At 64.9% G+C, this 24,429-nt stretch carries 20 protein-coding genes; 5 read left to right on the top strand and 15 right to left on the bottom strand.

What is annotated here, in order from left to right; genetic code table 11:
- The first annotated feature begins 411 nt into the window (after positions 1-411).
- The gene (locus tag PCE31106_RS14750; RefSeq protein WP_150563762.1) at positions 412-1,167 is read left to right on the top strand and encodes an SDR family oxidoreductase; all 756 of its coding nucleotides are present in this window, start codon (positions 412-414) and stop codon (positions 1,165-1,167) included.
- Between the two features lie 124 nt (positions 1,168-1,291).
- On the opposite strand, the gene PCE31106_RS14745 is transcribed toward PCE31106_RS14750, so the two are convergent.
- The 7 genes from PCE31106_RS14745 to PCE31106_RS14715 all read right to left on the bottom strand — a co-directional run bounded on the left by PCE31106_RS14745 (position 1,292) and on the right by PCE31106_RS14715 (position 6,949).
- A complete protein-coding gene (locus tag PCE31106_RS14745; RefSeq protein ID WP_017233744.1) occupies positions 1,292-1,639 on the bottom strand; it encodes a hypothetical protein in 348 nt (115 codons plus the stop codon).
- Between the two features lie 157 nt (positions 1,640-1,796).
- On the bottom strand, positions 1,797-2,147 hold the full coding sequence (locus PCE31106_RS14740) for a cupin domain-containing protein (RefSeq protein ID WP_017233743.1): 351 nt from the start codon (positions 2,145-2,147) through the stop codon (positions 1,797-1,799).
- A 59-nt stretch (positions 2,148-2,206) separates the two neighbouring features.
- Entirely contained in the window at positions 2,207-3,046 is an 840-nt protein-coding gene (locus PCE31106_RS14735; RefSeq protein ID WP_150563761.1) for a siderophore-interacting protein, read from the bottom strand.
- Entirely contained in the window at positions 3,046-3,693 is a 648-nt protein-coding gene (locus PCE31106_RS14730; protein WP_150551914.1) for a PadR family transcriptional regulator, read from the bottom strand. Before PCE31106_RS14730 ends, PCE31106_RS14735 begins: the two co-directional genes overlap by 1 nt.
- Before the next feature lie 287 nt (positions 3,694-3,980).
- Complete coding sequence (locus tag PCE31106_RS14725) at positions 3,981-4,778, bottom strand: transporter substrate-binding domain-containing protein (RefSeq protein WP_150563828.1); 798 nt, start codon at positions 4,776-4,778, stop codon at positions 3,981-3,983.
- A 479-nt stretch (positions 4,779-5,257) separates the two neighbouring features.
- Positions 5,258-5,728 (bottom strand): HU family DNA-binding protein, encoded by a 471-nt coding sequence (locus tag PCE31106_RS14720; protein ID WP_017233739.1) that lies wholly within the window; start codon positions 5,726-5,728, stop codon positions 5,258-5,260.
- Positions 5,729-6,040: 312 nt separating this feature from the next.
- Positions 6,041-6,949, bottom strand: a complete 909-nt coding sequence (locus PCE31106_RS14715; RefSeq protein WP_150563760.1) for a hypothetical protein — start codon at positions 6,947-6,949, stop codon at positions 6,041-6,043.
- A 247-nt stretch (positions 6,950-7,196) separates the two neighbouring features.
- Between PCE31106_RS14715 and PCE31106_RS14710 the strand changes: the two genes are divergently transcribed.
- Positions 7,197-8,549: a sugar MFS transporter gene (locus PCE31106_RS14710; RefSeq protein WP_254441064.1), complete on the top strand. Its 1,353-nt coding sequence runs from the start codon at positions 7,197-7,199 to the stop codon at positions 8,547-8,549.
- Here PCE31106_RS14710 and pagP read toward each other — a convergent pair.
- The gene (pagP, locus tag PCE31106_RS14705; RefSeq protein ID WP_150563759.1) at positions 8,525-9,187 is read right to left on the bottom strand and encodes a lipid IV(A) palmitoyltransferase PagP; all 663 of its coding nucleotides are present in this window, start codon (positions 9,185-9,187) and stop codon (positions 8,525-8,527) included. The two genes, PCE31106_RS14710 and pagP, sit on opposite strands and share 25 nt — an antisense overlap.
- A gap of 719 nt (positions 9,188-9,906) precedes the next feature.
- Here pagP and PCE31106_RS14700 point away from each other — a divergent pair.
- Both PCE31106_RS14700 and dmpG read left to right on the top strand, forming a co-directional pair.
- Complete coding sequence (locus PCE31106_RS14700) at positions 9,907-10,851, top strand: acetaldehyde dehydrogenase (acetylating) (protein ID WP_017233735.1); 945 nt, start codon at positions 9,907-9,909, stop codon at positions 10,849-10,851.
- 34 nt (positions 10,852-10,885) lie between these two features.
- Positions 10,886-11,905 carry a 4-hydroxy-2-oxovalerate aldolase gene (gene dmpG / locus PCE31106_RS14695; RefSeq protein ID WP_017233734.1) on the top strand — a complete coding sequence of 340 codons (1,020 nt, stop codon included), beginning with the start codon at positions 10,886-10,888 and terminating at the stop codon, positions 11,903-11,905.
- A gap of 120 nt (positions 11,906-12,025) precedes the next feature.
- Here dmpG and PCE31106_RS14690 read toward each other — a convergent pair whose 3' ends face one another.
- Both PCE31106_RS14690 and PCE31106_RS14685 read right to left on the bottom strand, forming a co-directional pair.
- Positions 12,026-12,817, bottom strand: a complete 792-nt coding sequence (locus tag PCE31106_RS14690; RefSeq protein ID WP_150563758.1) for an IclR family transcriptional regulator — start codon at positions 12,815-12,817, stop codon at positions 12,026-12,028.
- Positions 12,817-13,764 carry a flagellar brake protein gene (locus tag PCE31106_RS14685; protein WP_150563757.1) on the bottom strand — a complete coding sequence of 316 codons (948 nt, stop codon included), beginning with the start codon at positions 13,762-13,764 and terminating at the stop codon, positions 12,817-12,819. The genes PCE31106_RS14690 and PCE31106_RS14685 overlap by 1 nt, the downstream gene beginning before the upstream one ends.
- 487 nt (positions 13,765-14,251) lie before the next feature.
- Between PCE31106_RS14685 and PCE31106_RS14680 the strand changes: the two genes are divergently transcribed.
- The gene (locus PCE31106_RS14680) at positions 14,252-15,847 is read left to right on the top strand and encodes a hypothetical protein (protein ID WP_150563756.1); all 1,596 of its coding nucleotides are present in this window, start codon (positions 14,252-14,254) and stop codon (positions 15,845-15,847) included.
- A gap of 104 nt (positions 15,848-15,951) precedes the next feature.
- Here PCE31106_RS14680 and tssJ read toward each other — a convergent pair whose 3' ends face one another.
- From tssJ to PCE31106_RS14655, 5 genes are read right to left on the bottom strand one after another with little or no spacing between them, the layout of a single operon-like run.
- Positions 15,952-16,491, bottom strand: coding sequence for a type VI secretion system lipoprotein TssJ (gene tssJ / locus PCE31106_RS14675; RefSeq protein WP_150563755.1), 540 nt, complete (start codon positions 16,489-16,491; stop codon positions 15,952-15,954).
- Positions 16,488-17,564 (bottom strand): type VI secretion system baseplate subunit TssG, encoded by a 1,077-nt coding sequence (gene tssG, locus PCE31106_RS14670; protein ID WP_150563754.1) that lies wholly within the window; start codon positions 17,562-17,564, stop codon positions 16,488-16,490. Before tssG ends, tssJ begins: the two co-directional genes overlap by 4 nt.
- Positions 17,561-19,375, bottom strand: coding sequence for a type VI secretion system baseplate subunit TssF (gene tssF, locus PCE31106_RS14665; protein ID WP_150563753.1), 1,815 nt, complete (start codon positions 19,373-19,375; stop codon positions 17,561-17,563). The genes tssG and tssF overlap by 4 nt, the downstream gene beginning before the upstream one ends.
- 2 nt (positions 19,376-19,377) lie before the next feature.
- Complete coding sequence (tssA, locus tag PCE31106_RS14660) at positions 19,378-20,988, bottom strand: type VI secretion system protein TssA (protein WP_150563752.1); 1,611 nt, start codon at positions 20,986-20,988, stop codon at positions 19,378-19,380.
- On the bottom strand, positions 20,985-24,416 hold the full coding sequence (locus tag PCE31106_RS14655) for an ImcF-related family protein (protein WP_150563826.1): 3,432 nt from the start codon (positions 24,414-24,416) through the stop codon (positions 20,985-20,987). Before PCE31106_RS14655 ends, tssA begins: the two co-directional genes overlap by 4 nt.
- Positions 24,417-24,429: the final 13 nt, after the last annotated feature.

Raw genomic sequence — 24,429 nt, 5'->3', positions numbered from 1 at the left:
GGCTTGTGGCTGGCGCAACACCCGGCGCCGGAATAGTTCTCGGTATCGTTTCCATGAGAGGGAAATATATACCCATAAGGCAGTACCGTGCAGCGCACGCAAAGCGCTGGACCGACCGCGACAACCATGGCGATTCAGGACACCGACGCGCGCGCAATGCTTGCACTGCGCCTGCGTGCCAAGCGTTGCGCGCGTTCCGCGCATCTCGTCGAATGCGTTTTTATACCTGCAATTATCGGCGCATTTTGATTGTGATTATATTCCGCAATACCTCATTTCGCATTCCAGGCAGCGGGCGTCGGGTCGAAGGAAAATCGACGTGTCGTCGGGATAGCGGGGTCGGGACGATGCGCGGATAATGACGGGCTTGTTCGTCTCATGCTGCGGCGTAACACGACCGCACAATTCCCCATGTCCCAAACGATTGCCATTCTGACCGGTGCATCCCGTGGTCTCGGCGCGGCGTTCGCGCGCGGTCTGCTCACCCCCGGCACCCATCTCGTGACGCTGGCCCGTCGCACGGACGACGACCTTGCGACGCTGGCCAGCGCGCAAGGCGCGACGCTTGAACAAGTGGCCGTCGATCTGGCCGATGCCAATACCGCAGCGCAGGTCGCCGAACGCATCTTCGCGGCACTACCGCGCGATGCCTCGCGATATCTGCTGATCAATAACGCGGGCACGGTCCACCCGGTCGCGAATGCCGCGGCCCTCACGGATCCGGCGGCCATTGGCGCGGCCTTCGCCCTGAACGTCACCGCCGTGATGCTGCTCACGGCGCGCTTTCTCGCCGCTACGCAGGGACTCGCGGCCAAGCGACAGATCGTGAACATTTCGTCGGGCGCAGGCCGCAATCCGACCGCCGGCTGGTCGGTGTACTGCGCCACCAAGGCCGCACTGGACATGTACACACGGGTGGTCAACGCGGAGCATCGCGAGCACGGCGTTCAGGCCGTATCGCTCGCGCCCGGTGTGGTCGATACCGGCATGCAGGAGACGATTCGCAGCAGCAGCGTGGAGAGTTTTCCGGCACTGGCGCGTTTTCAGGACCTCAAGGCCAGCGGCAAGCTGTCGTCGCCGGACGCGGTGGCGCAGCGCATTCTGGCGCTGACCGAGCGCGACGATTTCGGTCAGACCGAGATCGACGACATCCGCCACTACGCCTGATCTGACCCGGCCGTCACACACGACTGCGGTTGCGGTTCGGCGGGCAAGCACGGAAAAAAGCACCGGGCGGCGTTTCGCCGGCCGGTGCCATCCCGTTGCCGAAGCCGTCGGCGCGCCGTGCGGCCTACTGCTCGGTACTGGTGATGAAGACGCTGCCGTTGCGCTCCGGTGCGTACAAAATCAGCGTTGGCGCATGAATGTCGAAGGCGCGCTCACACGCCTCCCCATACGAATCGAACTGCACGGCCCAAGCGCCGTTGCGCACGTAACAGTGCGTGATGGTGTCGGTGCGCCGATCGAATTCCTGACCGAGAAACACACCCTGCGTGTAACACCAGACGACAAACCCGTGAAAGTCGGCCTGCTCCGGTGCCCGAAACACGCGCCAGCGAGCATCATCGCGCGCCGCCTGACGCGCCGTCGCGCCCGCTGCCCAACGCTCGAAGCCGTCGTGTCGTTTGCGTTGCTCCATGTCGTCGTACCCCCTTTTGGGTGAACCGCCCTTCGGGTGCCGAGATTCGACATCCCCGGGACGCGTTTCCATAGTCGGAATTTGTTCCGGGCATTTCTATCAGGCAATTCCGAAAGACGGCAGGGAATTTCTCCAAAGGGGAACGCGGCGGACGTCGTCAATCGTAGTGAATCGCCAGCCAGACGGTGGTTTCGCCCGGTGTCGTCCAGGCGACACGATGCTGGCGATGCGCGGCAATCGCGACGGCGTCGCCGGGCTTCAGTACGAGTGTCTGGTCGGGCGTGTCGGCGAAGGCCAAGCCCGCACCGCCCGAGAGCAGCACCACCCATTCGTGCTGCGCCTGGTCATACCAGAAGCCTGGGGGAGAGGCCTGCCCGGTCGAGACAATGCGCTCGACACGCATCCCGTGGTGCGCAAGCAGCGTAGTGAACTGCTCGGCTGCGGTCGAGTCGGGAGACGACGGCAGGCCGGCAAATAGATTCGTATCGGGTAGCAGGGGCGTATTCATCGGTGCGGAGCGTTCTCTCGTCTGCGGGGGGGTAGAAAGCATACACGCGGGCCCCGAGCTCAGTCGTCCAGTGTCTCGTGCACGGCGGCGTCGCCGCGTCGCCAATAGGCGGCCGCCTTCACCCATTTCGGGTTGAGCCCGCGAGCGTCGACGAGATGGCGCCGCAAGGCCTTTGCCACGCCGGCCTCGGCCGCGACCCAGGCATGCACGTCTCCAGCGGGCAGTGTGGCCACGCAGAGCGCGTCGATCAGTGCGGTGCTTTGACCGGCCGGCGTGCCTTCGCGATAGAGCCATTCGACCACGACGTCGGCATCGCTGGCGAAGCGCAGGCGGTCGGCCGGACTGTCGATTTCCGCGAAGACGAACGCCAGCGCGCCCGCCGGCAGTTCGGCCAGACGCCGCGAGATCGCGGGCAGCGCCGTGTCGTCGCCGATCAAGACATAGCCGTCGAAGGTCATGGGAATGACGAGCGAGCCGCGTGGACCGCCCACACCGATGCCGTCACCCGGTTGAGCCGAGCGCGCCCACTGCGTGGCGGGGCCGGAGTCGTGCATCGCAAAATCGATCACCAGGGTTTGCGACGCCGCGTCGTACCGGCGTGGCGTGTAATCGCGCATCAGTCGTGGTGCGTCGCCGGGCGCGGGCTTGGCGACCCCTTGCGCGCCGACCTGCGGGAGCACCAGTTCGCCGGTCGCCGGGTCGGGGAAGAACAGTTTGACGTGGTCGTCGAAGCCGGGGCTGGTGAAACCTTCGAGATCGTCGCCACCCAGGGTCACGCGCAGCATGTGCGGCGTGAGCTGTTCGACATGGCGGACTTCCAGCCGACGCAGGCGAAGTTCATGGCGCACGCGCTGCGGTGTGCGATCGGGGATAACCGGCGGTGCTGCGTTATCTCCCATCAAAGTCGCTCCAGTTGTTGCGCCGCCGCGTCGAGAATGGCGGCGAATGCGTTGGCCTGTTCGGTCGAGAGCGGCTCGCCGCCCAGGCGCAGATGCACGGCGTATTTGAAGTTGTGCAGCGCGCGCATGACCTGCGGCGGCATGTCTTCCGAACGCTCACGGCGCGTCGTCAGCCGTGCGAGCAGTTCCGTCACCGCGACCTCGTTTTCCGCCAGATAGACGCGGCCGGTATCGGTGATTTCGTATGACTTCCGTTGGCTGTCGCCAGTGTTCTCCTGCACACGGAGATAGCCCATTTCTTCGAGCAGCGTGAGCGTGGGGTAGACCACACCCGCGCTCGGGCTGTACGTACCGTTCACGCTCTCTTCGATGGCTTTGATGAGTTCGTAACCATGGCGGGGTTGCTGCGCAATCAGATGCAGCAGCACGAGCCGCAAGCCCCCATGACCGAAGAGGCGGCCGCCACCACGTCCGCCCCTGCCGCCGCGCTCGCCGCGCCCTTCGTCGCCGCGTCCGAAGCGGGCGTCACCGTATCCCTCGCCACTGCCGCGCCGTCCATGGCGCCCACCGCGCCGGTCGTCGCCAACCTCCATGCTGTCCAGGTCCAGCGGGCCTCGGCCCATGAAATCGCCACGTGATCCACGCATGATGCGACTCCTTATCGATGTAGTTAAGACGTGTTTACGATATATCTAAATTGCATCTAAAGCAAAGCTATTTTTGTGAAGATCACGTCGGAAGGGCGGGGAATGACCGTGGGGCGGGGGACGGCACGGTATTGCGGAGTATTACGGGAGGGTTTCGCGAGGTGCGGAGATTGGATCGAAATGCGCATTTCGACAGGTTGGCGCCGTGCCGGGGTCGGCACGGAAGCGGTCGGACAATCGCTGGGGAAGCAAGCGCCCCAGCGCGCTCAGCGCCGGGGCGGCGGTGCTTATTGCATCTGCGGCAGATCGGTGCCGAGCCACTTGCGATAACGCTTGTTCAGCTCGCCGTTGGCTGTATTGCGCGTGACGAAGTCGTTGATCGCCGCGAGCAGTTCCGGCTGATTGGGACGCAAGGCGATGCCCATCGCCTGCTGCAGCAAATTGAATTTCGGCTCGAACTGGCCCGGTGCTCGCTGACGAATCGCGTTCGCGACCGTCACCGAGCAACCGATGGCATCGACCTGCCCGGTGAGCAGCGCCTGCATGGCGGACGCGTCATCGTCGAATCGACGGATCTCGGTGCCTTCGGGCGCCGTCTTCGTCACGGCCATGTCCTGGGTACTCGCGCGCGCGACGCTCACGCGCAAGCCCTTCAGATCGGCGGCGGACTTGATGGGCGCGCCGGTCTTGCCGAGCAGCACAATGGTCGCGGCGGCGTAGGGTTTGGAGAACTGCACCTGCTTGGCGCGCTCCGGCGTGATGGCGAGCGACGCGACCAGCACATCGACCTTGCCGCTGAGCAGATAGGGAATCCGGTTCGGTCCCGTCACCGGCATGATGTTGACCTTGACCCCCAGATCCTTCGCGAGCAGTTTTGCCACGTCGGCGTCGTAGCCGTCAGGCTGCATCTGCGCGTTCGTCGTGCCGTACGGCGGAAAGTCGATGAGCATGCCAACATTGAGCGTGCCCTTCTTCCTGATGTCGGCCACGGTCTGCGCGTGGGCAGGCGTGGAAAACAGCGTCAGGGTGCTCGTGAGCAGTCCGCCCAGGGTGCCGCCGAGCGATCCGACGAAACCGGCCGGCATGGCCGCCACGCCGAGCGCGGTGAGAAAGCCGCGACGCGAGCGAAGGTCGGGGGTGCCTGGAACGTTTTGCCGGCTGGCCGGATGCGTAAAGGAATGGGGATGCCGAACTTGCGCAGGGTGACGCGATAACTTGCGAGTCATGCTGGGTCTCCTGAGGCTGCGAAGGCGTTGCCGGAATGCTGAGGTGGGGTGCGAGGCGAACGTCTCGCGGCCGTCTGACGGTTAACCCGAGCGATGGTAGCGGGCGGTACAAGACGCGTCCACTCCGCACAAACCCCAGCGAAAACCCTGAGTCCCGCACGAGCGGCGCCGTGTCGCGACAGTGATGAGGACGACGAAATCAGTGTCTCGGCGTGCGCGAGACGGGAAGATGAGGACGAAAAAAACGGTGCCGAAATTCGGCACCGTGTTCAGGCACTGCTTGCCCGGTCCTGGCAAATCACGTTGCCGTGGATGCCACGGCGACGCGAGCGCTGGACTTACTGGGCGGCGTCCTTGACCTTCTTCAGCGGGCGAACCTTCACGCGCACCGACGCCGGCTTGGCCGGGAACCAGCGCTCTTGGCCCGTGAACGGGTCCTTGCCGAAACGCTTCGCCTTGGCGGCGATTTGTTGCGACGTGACCTTGAACAGGCCGTGCAGCGTGAATTCGCCGACACCCTTCTTGTGCAGCGAGCTGACGATGGTGTTCTCGAGCGCGGCCAGCACTGCCTTGACTTCCTTCACGGCGACTGCCGATTGCTCGGCGAGGTGGGCTGCGAGCTGGGTCTTGTTGAGTGCGTCCTTGATCGGCGACACCTTCCCGTTGGCGGCTGCCTTCGGAGCGGCCTTCACGGCTGCCTTCGGGGCGGCCTTCGGTGCTGCCTTTTTCGCTACCGGCGCCTTCTTCGCTGCCGGGGCTTTCTTTGCCACAGGGGCCTTCTTTGCTGCTGCTTTCTTTGCCGTTGCCATATCGATCCAATCGATGAGAATAAGAAAGTGCCGTCGTAGAACGGCCACCCGAATGATACGTATTGCTGCGCCGACGATTCTACCTAAGAAATCGCGTTATGCGAGCGGTGCGCGAATTATGTTGCGTGCCTGCCGCACAAGGCTGAGCGGGGAAGCGCGCCGCATTTCGCTTCGTTTCATCGACAACGTGGCGATCCGTCCTCGCGTTGGAGAATTTGCCTCTCGAATTTCGTGCGGCCTTCGGCCCCATTCTTTGCGCGATTTTGGTGCGCATGCCACGCGCCGCCGTCGACGTCGATGGCTCGCAAAGCCTTAAAAACGCTGCATTTCGCAGGTTTCGCAGCGGCCGTCGCCGTTGCACCAGGCATCGGTCAGCGTGGTGCCATTCGCGCCGAACGTGATGTCGTGCTTCGCGCCGTAGCTGCCGGCGAGTTGCAGGCGGTCGCCCGACAGTGTGCCCTGCACCGTGGTGTGAACGTTCGGCTCAACGTCGTCGACGCTACCGGTGACCTGCGCGCCATTGAGCGCGAGCGCCATCAGACGCGTCATCGGCGAGCCCCAAAGCTTCCACCACGGCGGCGCATTCGTGCACAGACCGCGCCAGTGCCCGGACGGATTCACCACGAGCAACGGGGCGGCTGCGCCCGGTTGAGCCGCTGTGCCCGACGTCATCGGCGGCGTGTAGACGGTCGCGGATGTCGTGGTGTCAGTCGTAGCGGTAGTAGCCGTCGAGGCGGCGGTAGCTGTGCCAGCGCTGCCAGCGGGCGCCGCGCTGTACGTGCCGGGGGCGCCGTCGACACGCGCCATACCGGGAGACAGGCCGTCGTTCGGCACCGGTGCCGATGCCGCCGCGCACACATGACACGACAGGTGCGACACGCTGTTGCGCGTCAGCGCACGCGTGGCGTAGAGGCGCTGGCCGCCTGCGGCGCCGCCGGGCAGCACCGTGACGTACGGTGTGTCGTCTAGCCGGTAATCGACCTTGGCGCACGACGGGGCGTCCGTTTGCAGCATGACGTCGGCGGAGAAGGCGCCGTTGACCGCGCGTATCGGAATCACCGACACGGAGGCCGAACAGTCGGCAACGACCTGGGCACAGTCACACGCGGCGGCCGGCGCACGCGACGCGCCGCCGGACTGTGCGTACCCCTGGCCGGCGAAGCCGAATATACCCGCGACGAGCCACCCCGTCGCGACGCTCAAGGAAACCAAACCCCGCATGATGTTTCTCCGAATGTGGCGGCCATCGTTATGCCGCGGATAGTCGATCAAAAGTTGTCGGCTGACAAGCGTCGAAAGTCGCGAAACGTGGGGGACTCGGAGATGAGAAGCCGCATCACATGCCATCCCGGTGTCGCGCAATTATGAGATTTCGCCCGTATCCCGACATCGAAAACGCGTTCTAGACTGCTAATCCCCGGCCCCCGCTCTCAACGAGAACACCGCTCGTTGTCCACTGGAGACATGCATGGTTGTCGATCGCACGAATGCCCCTGGCCTGCCTGATATTCCCTCGCCCAACGAATTCCCCACCGCCCCCATGCCTTCCGCGAATCGCACGCTTGCCATGCTCGCGACGCTCTTCTTCGCCATGGGGCTCATTACGTCGCTGAACGACATTCTGGTGCCTCACTTCAAGGCCGCGTTCGACCTGACCTTTCGCGACGCGGCCCTGATCCAATCGAGTTTCTTCGCTGCGTATTTCGTCGTGTCGTACCCGGCGGGGCAATACACCGCACGCGTCGGTTACCGTCGGGCGCTGGCCAGTTCGTTGTGGTTGGCCGGCGTCGGCTGCGCGCTGTTTTTCCCTGCCGCCGCACTCATGTCCTATCCCTGCTTTCTCGCCGCGCTTTTTGTGTTGGCGAGTGGTATCACGTTGCTGCAAGTCGCGGTGAACGCCTACGTCGAGACGTTGGGCACGCGCGGGGCGGCGGCGAGCCGCCTCACGCTGGTGCAAGCGTTCAATTCGCTGGGCACCACCGTCGGGCCGCCGCTCGCCGCGCTCTGGATCCTCGCGCCGCAGGCGCAGTCCGCAACCGGCCACGCCGTAGACAGTGTGCGCGGCCCCTATGGCCTGCTGGCGGCGGTGCTGGCCATCGGCGGCGGGGTGCTCTGGCGGCTGACGCTGCCCGAACACCGTGCGCGCCGCGTGTCGCCACCGAGCGTGCTCGGCAACGTGCGCAGTCTGTTGGCACACCGTCCCTTGCGTTACGGCATCGTGGCGCTGTTTCTTTATGTTGGCGCGGAAGTCAGTATCGGCAGCTTCCTGATTGCCTATCTGACACAAGCGGGCACGGGCATCGTCGACCATGGGCAGGCAAGCCGGTATCTGGCGCTGTATTGGGGTGGGGCGATGGCGGGGCGATTCGTGGGCGCGTGGCTGTTGCGCAAGGTGTCGCCCGGGCGGCTGCTGAGCCTGTGTGCGCTCTATAACGTGGTGTTGATTCTCGCGTCGCTCGCGCTGCCGGCGTCGTTCGCGATGTGGTCGTTGCTGGCCTGCGGTCTCGGCAACGCCATCATGTTCCCGACGATTTTCTCACTCTCGGTGGGCGGGCTCGGCGCGCGCGTGAGCGAGGGCGGCGGGCTGATCTGCATGGCGATCGTTGGCGGCGCGGTGTTGCCTTATCTGCAGGGGGCACTGGCGGATGGCATCGGCATCGGGTTGTCGTTCCTCGTGCCGGCGGTGGCGTACTGTTACATCGCCGGATTCGGGGCATGGTGCCTGCGCACCGCGCCCGAATCGGCTGCCGTCGCCGAGGGGACGGTGTACGTGAATGGCCGGTCAACGCCTGGCGATCAACCCGACTTGCCGAACGTATAACGACCGAAGAAGAACAGCACGTTGCCGTTGCCCTTGCCGCCGGGCACATAGGTGGTCGAGACCGAGGCGCGCCCCACGCCGATTTCGGCGAGGGGCAGCGCGCCGGGGAAGGGCACGCCGCGGAGCGTGTCCGAGCGCGACATCAGAAAGACCGTATAGCCGAGCCCGAAGCGCACGGGCCCGGCGTTGGCGACGTTCCAGATGCGGCCGTAGCCGGCCATCGGCGACCAGTCGTTATGCGAGTCCTTGAACGCCATGGCGTAAAGCATTCGCGACCCCTTATCGCCGTCGGACAACACACGGCCGTAGCCGAGTCCCCACGGGTTTTCGTTGTACTGGGCGATCTTTTCGCTCGTGTAGGCGAAGCGCAGGTGATGGGTATGCAGCGGTACGTAGAGATCGCTCGCACCTTGCGTGGCAACGTCGCGCACTTCATCGACGATGGCGCCGGTCCACGTCGAGATGCCACTCGGGGCGTCGTCGGCATGGGCTGCCAGCGGTGACAACAACGTCAACGCCGCACCCAGCGCGACAAGCGTGCGGCGGCCAGACGAGGGAGAAATTCTTGAGGGCGAGGCAAGCGGTGCGAGTCGAATCGATGGCGCGAGCCGCCCGGTGCGTCGGGGGTTCGTATTCATGGTTGAGCTTGTCGTGTTGCGAGAAACGTGTCGATCACGGTCGTCGGAAGGGTGCCGACAAACGGCACGCCGCGAACTTGGACGTCGCCCTGACGCGCTTCGTGACCGGCATTCCAATCTTTCTAGACCTCGTCGCCGTTGCAAAAGTTCGAATGACCGATTTTTCGCGTAACGGCCCAAGCCCGAAGCACGGGCTGATCGAACCTGCCGCTCGGCGAAGAAGTCGTTTCGCGTCAATGACCTATCGTGGATATCGACGTGTTATTCACCGGGTTGTGAACATTTTCTGTGGATAACATCTCGCCGTGTGCGCCCGCGTGGGCCATGCGAAATTGGGGTATCGCAAGACGCTCGACGGCGCGCAGCAAATGCGCGCCAGCCTTTTCCTCTGTCCGATCAAGGACTTGAGAAAGCTATCCGCGAGTTGTCCACCGGCTTGCAAACAAATTCTGTGGATAACGAACTTCCGCGAACCCCGCGCCAGGCCGCGTTTTCCAACGCATGGCTCAACTTTCGCGCGCCCCCATTCTTCCCTGTCGAATCAGCCACTTGCCATGCTTTTCCGCAAGTTATCAACGGGCTTGTGAACAAAAAGTGTGGATAAGCTCGGGCTTCGTTGATCTCAATATATGAGATCAATATTTACATATTGACATTTTGAGTGTCGCGCAATTACGATGCGGCTCATATCAGTGGACGGATACGTTCAGGAGACGACAGTGACGGAACGACGCAAACAGAAAGTGGCGATCATCGGCTCGGGCAACATCGGCACCGACCTGATGATCAAGGTGATGCGCAACAGCGAGCATCTGGAAATGGGCGCGATGGTCGGTATCGATCCGGCCTCGGATGGCCTGGCGCGTGCGCAGCGCCTCGGCGTGCCGGTCACCGCTGAAGGTATCGACGGCCTGCTGGCAATGCCCGGTTTCGAGGACATTCGCATTGCATTCGACGCGACCTCGGCCAAGGCGCATGCGCATCACAACGCGCTGCTGCAAGCGCGTGGCGTGCAAGTGATCGATCTGACGCCGGCCGCCATTGGCCCGTACGTGATTCCGTCGATCAACCTCGACGCGCATCTGGACGCGCGAAACATCAACATGGTGACGTGCGGCGGTCAGGCGACGATCCCCATGGTCGCGGCCATCTCGCAGGTGGCGAAGGTGCATTACGCGGAGATCGTCGCGTCGATTTCGAGCAAGTCGGCGGGGCCGGGCACGCGCGCCAACATCGACGAGTTTACGGAAACGACGTCGAAAGCGATTGAAGTGCTGGGCGGGGCTTCGCGCGGCAAGGCAATCATCGTGCTCAACCCGGCGGAGCCGCCGCTCATCATGCGTGACACGGTGTTCGTGCTGTCCGAGCCGGGGGATCAGGCCGCCATTGCCGCGAGCATTCAGGCGATGGTCGACAAGGTGCATGCCTACGTGCCGGGCTATCGTCTCAAGCAACAGGTGCAGTTCGAGTTGTTCGACGCATCGCGTCCGCTCAACGTGCCGGGCTTGGGCAAGCTCACCGGCCTGAAGACCTCGGTCTTCCTCGAAGTGGAAGGGGCCGCGCACTATCTGCCGGCGTATGCAGGCAACCTCGACATCATGACCAGCGCCGCGCTGGCCTGCGCCGACCGTATCGCCGCCACTCGCCTGGCGCTCGCGGCCTGACGGTCGCACGCGCTCTCAGGAGACACACCTCATCATGACGCAGAAAAAGCTCTACATCTCCGACGTGACGCTGCGCGACGGCAGCCACGCCATTCGACACCAGTACCGCATTGCCGATGTGAAAGCGATTGCCGCCGCGCTCGACGCCGCGCATGTCGACTCCATCGAAGTCGCGCACGGCGATGGACTGGCCGGCTCAAGCTTCAATTACGGTTTCGGCGCCCATACTGATCTCGAATGGATTGCCGCCGTGGCCGAGACGGTCACGCACGCCAAGGTCGCCACCTTGCTGTTGCCGGGCGTGGGCACCGTGCACGATCTGCGCGAAGCCTACGACGCAGGGGCGCGTGTGGTGCGTATCGCAACGCACTGCACCGAGGCCGACGTCTCGCGCCAACACATTGCCTACGCGCGCGAGCTGGGCATGGACACGGTCGGCTTTCTGATGATGAGCCACATGACCACGCCGCAGCATCTCGCCGAACAGGCCAAGTTGATGGAGTCGTACGGCGCGACGTGTATCTATGTGGTGGATTCGGGCGGGGCGTTGGGCATGAATGATGTGCGCGAGCGCTTCCGCGCCTTCAAGGACGTGCTCAAGCCCGAGACGCTCACCGGCATGCACGCGCACCACAACCTGAGCCTTGGCGTGGCGAACTCCATCGTTGCGGTGGAGGAGGGCTGCGATCGCATCGACGCGAGTCTGGCGGGCATGGGCGCGGGCGCGGGCAACGCGCCGCTGGAAGTGTTTATCGCCGCGGCATCGCGTTTGGGTTGGCACCACGGCTGCGATCTGTACACGTTGATGGATGCCGCCGACGACATCGTTCGCCCGTTGCAGGATCGCGCGGTGCGCGTGGATCGCGAGACGCTGGCGCTTGGCTACGCCGGCGTGTATTCGAGCTTCCTGCGTCACGCGGAAGCCGCTGCCGCGCGCTACGACCTCAAGACCGTCGACATCCTGGTCGAGCTGGGTCAGCGTCGCATGGTGGGCGGTCAGGAGGACATGATCGTCGACGTGGCGCTCGATCTGCTCAAGCGACGCGCGGCGTAGCGCCGAGATGCGCATCACCCCAGGCATCTCCCGGGGAGCCGCGTCTCCCACGCCGTAACGCCAACGGCCCTTGCACGCAAGGGCCGTTGTTTTATCGACGAGAAACTCAATCGACGAGCCTTAGCCCTCGTGACCGGACCAGCCGAGCTGGCGACTGATTTGCGCGGCGGCGTGCTTCACGCGCGGCACGAGTTCCTGCATGCGCTCGCGGCTCATGTACTTGGTCGTACTCGAGACACTGATGGCGGCCACGATATGCTGGCTTGCGTCATACACCGGCGCGGCCACACAGCGAATTTGCGGCGTGTCGTCTTCCAGATCGAAGGCGTAACCGAGACGGGCGTAGTCGTGCATGCGGGCGAGCCACGCCGTCGTGTCGATCGACGTTGACGGCGCCTGCGACCGATAGTGAGCAAGCTGCGCCTTCCAAGCCGCTTCGTCCTGATCGAGCAACAGCGCCTTGCCCACGCCGGTCACGCAGATCGGCTTGCGTCCGCCAATGCGCGAGCTGATCTCCACGGCGCGTTGTCCCGGAAGTTTGTCGAGGTACATCACTTCCCAGCCGTCGGCGACGGCCAGGTGCACAGTGTCCTGCGTCTCGCTCGCGAGCGATTCGAGCGTGGGGCGTGCGACGCGTGGCAAGTCGATTTGTCGGTAGGCAAGAAACCCCAGTTCGATGAGCTTGTTGCCCAGCCGGTAGCCGCGACGCGGCTCAAAACGCAGATACCCCGCGTGTACGAGCGCCGACGCGATCCGGTGTGTGGTCGACGTTGTGATGCCGGTGTGTGCCGAGAGGGCCGGCACGGTGTCGATGCCGGCGGCGACGGCTTCCACGATATCGAGGCCGCGGAAGAGCGTCTGGCTGGCGAGCGTGCGCGGACGCTCGGCCTCGGGAGACTTCGGCTTCGCCATCAGGCCCCCCCGAGCGCCAGCAGGCGCTCGTAGACGTAGCACTTGAGCGCGACGTAATGCGACGGGTCGAGCACGGGCAATTCGACGCCGTGCAAATGACTGCCGTCGTCGCCTTGTTGCACGCTGCGGATCGTGCCACTGGCTTCGATGGGCATGTCGATGTCGCCGACACGCACGCGGAACGCGAGCTGCATGCTGTCGCCGGGCGCGCCGAGCGGAGCGTCGGCCAGCAGCGAGACACCTTCGGCGCTGACGTCTTGCAGCAGGGCAAGGTGGCGTGCCTCACCCGCACCGACCGATACGACCAGCCTGGCGGGTACGCGCTGCGAACGGCGCAGCACCTTGCGGCGGATCTGTGCCGGCGCCGAGAGCACGGCGTAATCGAACGGCAGCCGCTTCACACGCTCCACCGTACAGACGAAGTGGTAAATGTCTTCGCCCGAGAATGTCCAGAGTTCGAGCCGCTCGCCGACGTTCAGGGTCGGCGGCGCGACGCGGCCCGTCGGGGCGGTGATGAACAGCATCTGATTCGGCGCGTATCCGATCACACGCGTGCGCACCCGCTGCGACCCGGCGCCCGGCGGCAATTGGATCTGCAGCCAGTCGCCGGGGCGCAGATTCAGGTCGGTGAGCGCGTACTGCGGTTGCGTCGCGCCGGCGGCGGCGCTCGCATTGTCGGGGGCCGCCGCCGTGGGCGCGGTAACCTCCGACGGGGCGAGGTCGTCTCCACCGAGATTGGCGATCCGGTGCGGGGCGAACGACGCGAACAGCCAGTCGCGGCCCGCCTGCGTGGGGACGATATCGCCCGCGGCAAGCAGGGGTTCCCCATTGCGATCAACGATGGCCCAGGGCAGGGCGTCGCCCAGGGGGATCTCGTGGGGCGCGAGCGGGACAAGGGGAAGCGCATGGAGGGGCGCGGTAGACGTCTGAGATGGGGTATCGACCATAGGGGCAGGGGGGCGCGCGGCGGGCGCGCTCGCGTTCGTGCGTTGAAATGTCGTGGATCGTTAGCTGGCCGGCATGGTATCGGCCCACCGGCTTCGCGGCAATCATAGCGAAGGGGGGCTCGCCGGAATGCGCGAGCGACCGCTGACGTCAGGTGTCCGAAAGTCTACCCCGGCGCATTGGCACTTGGCGAGAGGGGAGTTGTACTCTGCCCTGTGCAAGCTGCGTAAGTGGGCACTCGCTGGGGGAGGGTTGCACCGCGGCACTGACAGGGTTCAACGGCTGGATTCGGGATGGGCGCGCGTGCTCGCTCCATGGGGCACGGCATGCGTCATGCCATCTCCCTATAGTTGACGGTTTGCCGGCGTGCCCGGCGGCGACCAGGTGGGGGGAGCGATGTGGTACCAGCAGTGTGCAGGCGCAAGCGGTTGGGGAGGGGCCTGGAGCAAGGCGCCGGCCGTTGAGCGCTTGGAATCGCCGGAGGCGACGATGCCGCGCCGCGCCGCGCAAACCGATATTGGCGCCCGTCTGACGCAGACGGCCAACGCGGCGGGCGATGCGTGCGGCGATGAGGTCGCGCTGTCACGTCGCGTCGATCCTGCGCTTGCGCAGGCCTTTGCCAAGGCGTGGGCGGGATTGTGGGTGACGACCGGGCCGTGCCAGCACTTCTATCGCAAGGAGTTCGATCTGGCGCACGCGCGCGACGCGCGTCTGGCGCGCAACGCCGCACAGGTTGAAGCGATGTTGGTGCCCACTCACGACGAGGGCCTGCATTGCGGCACCGCCTCCGGTACTGCCATGGGTACGGGCACCGCTGCAGCGAACCGCGCCGTCAATGCCAACGCCAACGCTTCCGCCACCGCTATCGATGTCGACCCGACGTGCCGCGACATTGCGCGTTGGATCAACACGGTGGCCGCGACCGGCGACCGGGGTTGGCACTTTCGTGCGGCGCGCGATGCCCTGTCGCTCGCGGGCAATCTGTCGCTGCTCGCGATCATTGCCGCGTGCTTCTACCAGGAGAAGGGCGCGACAGGCGACGACGGTACGCCGGACGCCGGTCGCGGTGCCTCGATCGCCAACACCCCGTTTGGGGTGCCGTGGGCCGACTGGACGTTGCTGGCGTTCGAGGGCGCGAAGGGCGTCATGACGCAGTCGCTCGGTTCGCCGACGCTGATTCGTCACCATGCCGTCGACGAAGTGCTCAAGCGCATGGACGCGGGATGCCGGCTGCTGGAAGCGTGCGTGGTACCGCCTGCGCCGCCCCCTGAGGCGCCGTCGTCGTGGCGCGGCGCGCTTGCCACGCTCACGCGATCGCGCGACGTCGCCACGCTCTTCACATTCGCCAACACGGCCGTGCCGCCTGCGCGGCTGGGACTCTGGATGCCGTCGTGGTTCGCGAGCGGGTCGAGTCAGTCGAGTGAAACCAATGGTTATCGCGGCATCTTGCGCGTGGCCGGGCTCATGCTCGATTCCTGTCGCGCGGTGACGAGTCTGCTCGGCACCTGGGCGCGCAATGCGGTCTTCACTCGCGATGCGCAGGACTTGACACGCCGATGGGAATCGCTTTGCGAGCGGCTCGCGACGGTATCGGCCGGCGATCGGGCGACAGTCCTCGATCGCGTCGATCGTGTGACGCAGCTCTCCACGCATTGTGACACCCCGCTGCTGGCGGCCATCGCGTCGAGCGAGGCTTTACGTGAGCGCCTACTGGCGTGCGGCGAATCGTTGACGGCGAACGACATCGCCGCCACTTGTGAGGCGTTCGACGTGCCGTGCCACGCGTCATGCGTTGACGGCCACCGCTATCTGAGCCTGAATCCAGCCGAGAGTCCGTGGGGATATCGATGGAAGGGGGAGGCGTGGCAATGTGGGGGCACGACGCCAGTCCGAACGTCGTATCGGTTGCTGCTGCTGTACCAGCACTGGAGCGCGGCCTTACTGGAACGCGTGGTGTCGTCGTGCGGTGCGCCGGCGGCGCAAGCGACCGAGGTGTCGCCGAATGATCGACCCACCGACCCGCCGGGCGTTACGCGCACGCGCTCGGGCGTGGCGCATGTCGATATCGAGTCGACGTGGGTGTGAGTCGGGGCAACGGCGGCGCTTTGCGCCGCCGTGTTGACGACTAGCGCGGCAAACACGGCCATCCGTCCACCTGCATTCGGTCAATCACTGATGCGCCCGCGACATTATTTCGCGCCACTGTCTCGTAGATCGAGTCGATCGTCCACCAGTTGAATCTTCAACGGCTCGTCGGCATCCAGGTCGTTTGCGGCAACAACGTGCTTCCATGTGCCGGTTTCGCCGGGCTTGCGAAAAAACGCGACGACTGCCACATGCGTCGTCTCGTCTTCAATGGCTTGCGCGAGACTGATGGAAGCGCCCGGATTCACGACGGCGCCAACGCTCGCTTGTAACGCACCGGCGAGTACCTTGCGGTCCTGCCTGAGCAGGTCGTCGTAGGACGCCGCGTCAAAGCGCTCGCGGTCTTTCAACTGATACACGCGCACTACTACCGATGTCGCGCGTCCTGCGTCGTCCGGATTGAGCGCATCGCGGGCGCGGACGTCGACGTGGACGACCTCTACCCGCTTGTAGAAAACAGCACGGAACGCATCGGCTGTTCCATTCGAGACGGATTGCCACGCGCCGCACGCGGACAGGAGAAGCGAGGACAGCATCAGGGCAATCGCCTTGCGGGCGAGAATCGGCATTGGTCGGTGGCTCATGCAGGGATAGCGGTAAGACAGGGATTGGGCTGGGGTGTCGGAATGGCGCGATGGACGCCCAGCGTGATGCGAATATCGCGGCGTGCGCGGCTTGGCAGAACGCTCGTCCAGCCAAGCCGCGGTGCGTGCGAGGTGTCTGTGACGCCGATGCGCAGCTTCGGGGCCATCGTCGAGGGCACGATCAGGCGCACATAGACATCGGCCTTAGTGCCCATGTAGAGCGCCACCATCGCCATCAACTCGGCATGCCGGGCGGTCCCAGGCAACAGTGAGTCGATCTGTGCTGTACCACATGGGCGCAAGCGTGCCTCCACCGCGCCATGACGGTACGTCAGGCGGCGGCCAAGCACATAGTCTGCCCCCAGCCCGCGCGTGGCCGTGCTTGCGGTCGATGTCAGCGGCCGCGGCGTTCCGGCGTCGATCGTCTTTGGGAAGAACGCCTCGACCTGAACGTCGATGCCGGGCGCGGCGACGGCGAGCGCACCGGCCAGGCCTTCGGCCGTCCGGGTGCGCTGGATCAGCAGCCCCAGTATCGCGAGCATGCGAACGCCCGGCAGACCGGCGCGTTTGGGCTTGTCGCCGTCTGCGAATCCAGCCAGACACAGCAGGCTGCGCGAATGCTCGTCGTCGCCAGCGGCGCGAAAGCTCTCGGGGTACCGGTATTTTTTCCACGCCCGATAGAGCAGGGTGACGGAGCGATGGTTGAACTGATCGAGAAAGGCGGCAACGGCCTCGTGCCCTTCTTCGCGCAGCGCGAGGTCGTCGACCATGTGCGACGGCACACACGCGTCGACGCCATACAGGCCCATGAAGGTCGTGCGCACCGAAGGCGGTGCCTCCGGCAGATCTTCATCACGTTCGATGGCGACCACCTCGGCCGAAGGGAAGCCCATGCGCGGCCATGGCCGAAACCTTACCGCCTCGTGGGCGGGCGAGTTTCCGTCGCCGAATCCCAGAGTCGCGGGTGCGCGCAGTTCCAGCAGGCGGCACAGTTGCATGAAGCTCATCCGCGGGGCCCGCGCGAGCAGTTCCGCCACGAGGGGGGCGAGGTCGGGCAGGTCGCGCGCCGTCATAAGGGGTTCCGGTGAGACGTGCTGCGCGGCCAGTGGATACGCGTTTGCGACGGCAGGCTGATCACGGTCAATTCGGTAAACAGATTGATCTCCGCATACATCTCGAAGAACCGATGCAGCAGTTCGCCAAAGAGCATCAAGTCGCCGTCACCGGCGAACGCCTGGGAGTCCAGGGTCACTTCGATGTGCGCGCCGCGCACCACGGCGCCGCCCGACACTTCCTCGCGCAGCGACTGCGAAACCCAGCGAATGCCATCGAGGCGCCGGCGGTTCAGCTCGCTGATTTCGGCATGGGTCCAGTCGTAGAGCGAGAGGGCGCCGCGCAGCACCTCGGCGTTCATCAACGACAAGAAGTTCGGCGCGAGGTGTGAGAGCACGCGCCACTGGAACCGGTCGCCGGTCGGAGGATACAGCGGCAAGGTTGGGGCGGCCAGATTCTGCACGCCCGCGACATTGGGCGTATTCGACACCAACTCGCACAAATTGGCCGCGCGCAGAGATTTGCGAGGCAGCATGCCGTTGGTGCCTGTCATTCGAAGCGACAGGCTTTCCTCGGGGAGCGTGCTCATGCATTCCCAAGCGTGGCCGCCCAACACTAGCCAGGTCTCCTGAAGGCCCGAGACGCCAGATCGGACCCGCGTATGGAAATAGCGCTCCGGGGCTTCGTGACGCAGCATGCCGCCGCGATGCTTGAATGTCGAGAAGGGCACATAGCCGTATCGCTGTGCCGAGGCATGGTCGAACGCTTCTACTGCATCGACGCAATACGTCTCGGTATAGTCGCCCAGATGACCGGCTGGCCGGACCCGGTACTCGGCGTCGTGGTGATTGATCTCGATTGGCTCGGCATCGAGTTCGAACAGGTTGATGACCGGCGTGCAGAACAGCCGCACGTTCTGCGCGTCGAACGGCTGGTCGCCAGGGTAAGGGTGCGACAGCACGAACTCCAGCTCGAACCGGCTGGCCGCCGCGGGCAGGCTGGTGATATCGAAGCCGCAGACGTCGACGAACAGAAATTTCTCCCGGAACGAGAAATACTCCAGCAGCAATTGGTAACCCGAGAAGGCGTTCTCGGCCTTGGGCCACAGGCGGTCGTCGGCATCGAACCCGGCGGGGGCTACGCGGATTCCAGTGAGCGGTACCGCTTCGCTACCGCTGGCTTCAGGCACGCGACACAGCACTGCATCGACCTGTCGGGTCAAGGCGAGGTGCATCGAGAAGGCGGTCGGCAAATCGGCGTTCAAAAAGAGACGCAGGCGCGACAAATCGGTTTCGTCACGGCGTGCCGCGGTCTCGATCGAAAAACCCAGGCGAATGACGGAACGACCGTCCTGCCGTACAGCCGGTTCGGCATGGGTCACCGCGATGGGGTGGAGGGTCACCGATTGCGTCGTTCGATATTCGCACTGCACCGTCCTGGGCGCGTCGCCCTCGTGCGCGCCCGGTACGACGATGGGGCTGGCACGCACGACGACGCCGGGATCCACGACTTCACTACTTTGGACCTTGGCATTGGCGGGCTGCAGCGCCACGATCGACAGCGAGGGAATCATGCGCAGGTAGTGCGGCCAGAGCAGGCTGACCAGTCCTTCGGTCAGTTCGGGCAGTTCGTCGTCGAGCTTTTGTCGCAGGCGACCGGTCAGAAAGGCGAACCCTTCATACAGACGCTCGACATAGGGGTCCAGCGCGCCCACCCGATCCATATTGAGCATGCGCGCGCGGTCCGGGTGCGCGCGCGCAAATTCCTTGCCCGCTTCGCGCAGGTAACGCATCTCCGCTTCGTAGTAGCGCAGGATAGGGTCGTCGTTCATTGTCAGAGAGGAGGGGGAAAGGTGGTCAGCGCGCGTGCCGGATCGAGCACGGTCATGTCGGCGTGGAGATCGGCAATGCGACGGGTGAGGGCAGCGCGATCGACGTCCTTGCGATGGATCGCGCCTTTGAGGCCACGGACCAACTGCTGCTTGACCTCGAAAGCGAGGGTGGGCTCCCACTGCGCGAGCGACACGGAGCGCGCGCTGGCGTCGAGCGCGGTCAATAGCGCAATCGCCGTGTCGGACCGGCCGGCCTGGTCGGCCATGCGTGCCATCAGGAAGCGTTGGAGAAAATGGTGACGTTGGGATGTCATGCCCGGCAGCGCCTCAAGCCACGCAACGGCCGCCTCCAACCCCTCGCCGACAGCCTTTTCCCGCGCTTGGGCCTCGATCTCGGGCCAGTCGCCCGCCCCGTCGTGTGCGCTTCGGGCCGACACGGGAAGGTCTGACGGGCTTTCCCCGGCCGCCAGATTGCGCACGACCGCGTGCCTGGCGATCCAATCGAGGGTAGCGTCGTCGGCGAATGGCGTGCCATCGCTAAAGGTCAGACGCTCGACGTCGGGCAATCGATCGAGAAACAGGGCAACGTCCGTGCGGAGCACGTCGCGCCACGCGTTGTAGGGATGTCCGAGCTGATCGAGCGCCAGGTGCTGGAAGTACTGGAGGTCGAGCCAGAAGTGGTTGGCGCCCTCCACGTACGCGTCTTCCACGCGCGCGAGGACTTCGGGCCACTGCTTTTGCAGGACCAGCCGCTTCAGATGCTGGCGAAACTCCGGACGCGGTGGGGCAAGGCGAGTTTGCCCGCGATTGTCTGCCGGCGGCAATTCCTGCAGTGTGTCCCAACGAACGCTCCTGACCAGGCGCGCAGCCCCGAGGTAGCCGCCATCCTGATCGCGCAACCAGCCCGCCATGACGCGTGCCTGTTCGAGCACGTCGCGCGCCGAGCCGATCGAGGCGGGGGCGAGCGCGGCCAGTGCATCGGGCGGTGCCGTTTTCGCGGGACCGACGCTCGGTCGTGTCGTGGCCACGTCTGGGGAGTCCTTGGGCTCGAACAGCGTCACGAGCGACTGCAGGTTGGGGCGCGCAGCCGCTGGCCATCCGCCGGTATGTGTGAGCAGTACATCGAGCGCGGCGATGGCGCGTTTGAGGTCTTCGGCGGCGAAACCGCCGCTTGACGCAATCGATTCGAGCACGCGCGGCGTCGCGAGCATTTCCAGCGCGCCCTTGCGCGCTTCGACACGCGAGGGCAGGACGGCATCGCCGAACCTGTCGGTCAGCGCGGCCGCCAGCTCCAATCCATCGACGAAACCGGTGGCACCGTCGCGGCGCAGGCGTGCCACGGCGTAATAGCTCGCCAGACGAAGATCCTTGCCGGTGTCCTTTGTGAGCCGTTCGCAGCAGGTCGCGATCATGCGGTCGTCGATACCGCTGAGTTTGCCCGCTTCGTCCTTGATGGCGAAGAACGACTCTTCATAGCCTGGGTCGCGCCCCGCCCCGGATTCGCCAGGCAAGGGCCGCAGCCACTCGTCCCAGACCTTCATTCGGGCGCGCGCAAACTGTTCGGCATGGCGTATGGATGGAATGAGTCGATTCACGAGACCGGAGAGCATCATTCGACCTCCGAGCGCGGTGCGCGCGGGCTTTTCGCGGGCGTGGCAACGCGGGGCGTGACGGTGCCCGCCGCAAAGATACGGGCGGGCAGCACAAAGTGCCGCAACTCGACCACCTCGAGCGGGCCGGCGCCGGATTCGCTTCGCATCTGTACGCGCAAGGGCGTATCCGTCGCCTGATCGGGCGCCCAGGTCAGTAGGTAGCGCGCGCTGTCGTGGGGTTCGCGCTGGGCACGTTCGAGCAGACGGATAAGGCCGAAGCGTCCCTGGGCATCGAGCGCGGCGCGCAAACCGCCGTGTGCCGTCTGCCACTCCACCCGCGTGACGTTTTCAATGGCTTGACCTGGCCACTCGAAGGGGACCCATTCCTCCTTCTGGTTGAAGTAGTGGAAGTCCTTGTCGGAAAGCACAATCCGTACGTCCGTGATACCCGGCGTGGGTACGCCGCGCAAATCGAAGCGCACGCGGGCATCGCCCGACGGAAACAGCACGTTGGCGACGCGGGTGAGTCGATTCAGGCCACTGAGGAACTCGGAATCCAGGGCCAGGCCGCCGTGGTGTTGTCCTTGGGTCGGTACCCAGCGATCGCCTTGCCGTTCGATGACGCCTGCCAACTGCGTGGCGACAAATTGGGCGATGACGCCACCGTCCGGGTGCATGAAGCGTGCCATCTCCGGCAGCGAGGCATCGTTATCCGAATCGGTGAACGGATAGCGGCTGCCGAGCGTTGTGTTCCAGTCCGCGACGATAGCGCTGTGCCAGATGTCGTTCAGGCTGGCGGCCGCGGGCTGCACCACGACTTGCCACGCCTGATCCAGCGGGGCTTGCAGCACGGCACCGAAGCCGGCCCACTGTCCACCGAGGCTTGCGGCCACGCGACTGGCGTAGTCGCGACTGTCTGCGATTTCGGAGGTTTTTCCTTGTAATACGGCTTGGGCGGCCACACGGGACATGGCGTCGGGGTCGGGGGCCGAGACCATTTGCTGGAGCTTCAGACGCATGGCCGTGACCCGTTCCAGGTAGCGGGCCAGGCTCAGATCCGCGGCGCTCGCGGGTGGCGGCGCACCGGCGCTGTTTGCGGTGCTCACGAGAGGGCTACCGGTGAGCCGCAGGATCGGCCCGAACCGTCCGCCGAGCGGTACCACCGTGGTCGGCTCTCGCGTGGCGGGGTCTTTGTCGTTGCCCACCAGTTGCTGGGCCTTGTCGAGCAGACCGGCGGCCAACGATTGCGATGAGATACCGGTGCTTGCTTGATAGTGGATGGCGTTCATGAGCGCGACCATGGGGGAGCGCTGTGGATCGCCGAGCAGGAGTAGCTGGTCGACGGTGCCGGTCAGGGTTGGTGCGCTCTGCCAGTGCAGGCTGTTGAGAAACGTCTCCCAGGCGCGCGCGAAGTCGTCGAAGTAGCGCTGCCGAAGCTTGGCCTTGAGGTCCGATGGGCTGGATTTCGCACGCTGGGCGTCTGAGAGCACCCAGTCGCCGGTGACGTCCTGCGCTGCGCCGGCCGCGTCGATGGCCCGAGCGATGCGCTCCTCGAACGCTGCGCGCGTGTATACGCCGGGGAGCGTTTGCGCGGTTGTGAAAAGCCCGTGGCTGGTCGTGTCGCCCAACAGGCTTGTGAGCGAGACGGGAGGGTACTTGGCCTGTGCGTCGTCGATGATCTTTTCGTAGAGTGCGTCGGTGGAGTTCTGGATGCCGCGCACGCTGATGATCGTTTGCCGCGTTGAGGCGACCAGCGCGCGATCGGCGGGCATGGCAAGCGACAGGCCGCCCCGCTCGGTGCTTAAGTGGGAGGCGAGGAAGGTGATGGTTTGGGCACTGAGGTCCGCCCATGTCCCCGGCGACAACTCGGATCGGTTCGGGCGTACGGGCTGTGCTGTGTTGATGAGGTGTGGCGTAAGGAAGTTGGCGTTGACGCGCGACGGCGTGGCCAGCATCAGGTAGGCCTCCAGGGTGTTGTGCGCCGCGTCGGCCTGCATATTGCCTCCGTCGGCGATCTCGGCATCCGAGAGTGAAGCCAGGCGCATCAGCCGGCCTTCGAGGGCGTGGCGCACGGGCGTCATGAGGAACGTTTGGGCGGCACCGACGTAGACCGGCCACATGGCATCGAGAATGGCGCCGTCGCGATTCAATCCGAAGCGGGTGGACCATGGGGCGCCGTTGCGCTCGCGCACTTCAAGGGTGTCCATGTGGCGACCGAGACCGTTCAGCGCCAGCATCTGCTGTGTTCTGTCAGGGGCGCGATGCCAGTGGGCCAGGGCCTCGGCGGCTGAGCTCAGGGTGGCGCGGTTGTGAAAGCCGGACAGATTGACGCCGATGATCCAGACGATCGTCGCGCTCGTGGCGAACCAGGCGGCGATGCTCGACAACGAGAGACCAACGCGTCGCCCGTGGACCTTGCGGCTGTGACGTGCGACGGTTTGCCAGAGAGTTTGGTGTGGTAGCGTGGGGTGCGGGGCACGAGACGCGACAGAGGCAGTGTCCGAAGCCGGTGCGGCCGGCGCGGTGGGCTCGGAAGCGAGCGGCGCGAAAAGCACGCCGTGTACGGCATGGCGCCACTGTTGTGAGGCCGCCGTCTCCGAAAGCAACGAAGTCAACGCGTCGTGTATCCGCGCGATGTGTTGCGACAGGGCGGCCGCGGTTCGCTGGGTGGGATGGGTGCTCAGGCGGGCGACACCCGCGTCCGCCAGCGTGTTGGAAAGTGCGGAAAGCGATGCGCCAACGTCGCCGGCGTGAATACGTTCACGGGTCCACATTAGCCCGACGGCTTCGTGTGCTTCGCGCCCGACATCGTCCAGCGGGGCGACATCGAGCAAGTAGACGGGGGCGGCCCAGCGCAACGCGCGCCCGATCCGGGAGAGCGTTTGCGCTAGCTCGTGGGGTGGGATCAGCGGGGCGGTTGTCACAGCGTCACCAGTCAGCGCGACGACGGCATCGACAGGGCGACGGCGAAGGCGACGGATTTTGGTAAGGGAGTCCTGATCCTCGGCGTCGACCTTGGAAGGTATATAAAGCAGCACGGCCTCGGGGGTAAGCGCAAAGCCGACCGATGTGAGCGCGGGCGAAAGACGTTCTACGAGCTGCTCATTACCGGTGATCAAGATCCACCGATCCCGATAACGCCAGCGCCAGCCGTGTCGGTCACGCAGCAGTTGACGTAACGTCCCGTGCTTGGCAATTGTGACGTCAAGCGTATTCATGGTGCCGTCGTTAGAAGACGTATTGCGTGCACGCGTGTCGTAACGGAGGACCCACCGCGTAACTCGCAGCGAAGCAACCTGCTGAATGGCCAATTCCAGATATTTAACGAGCAGTATGCAGATGAGAAACGCTGACAACAGCAAGAGCTCGACGATGATCCGGACCTCCGTAGACCATCCAAAACGCGAGCCTCTAATCCAGAACGTGATGGAAAGTGCCAGGAAAATCATGGTCACGGCCAGC

The organism is Pandoraea cepalis (genome assembly GCF_902459665.1).
GTDB lineage: Bacteria > Pseudomonadota > Gammaproteobacteria > Burkholderiales > Burkholderiaceae > Pandoraea > Pandoraea cepalis.
The sequence above is the reverse complement of the archived record's forward strand: the minus strand, read 5'-3'. Positions and strand labels throughout refer to the sequence as shown.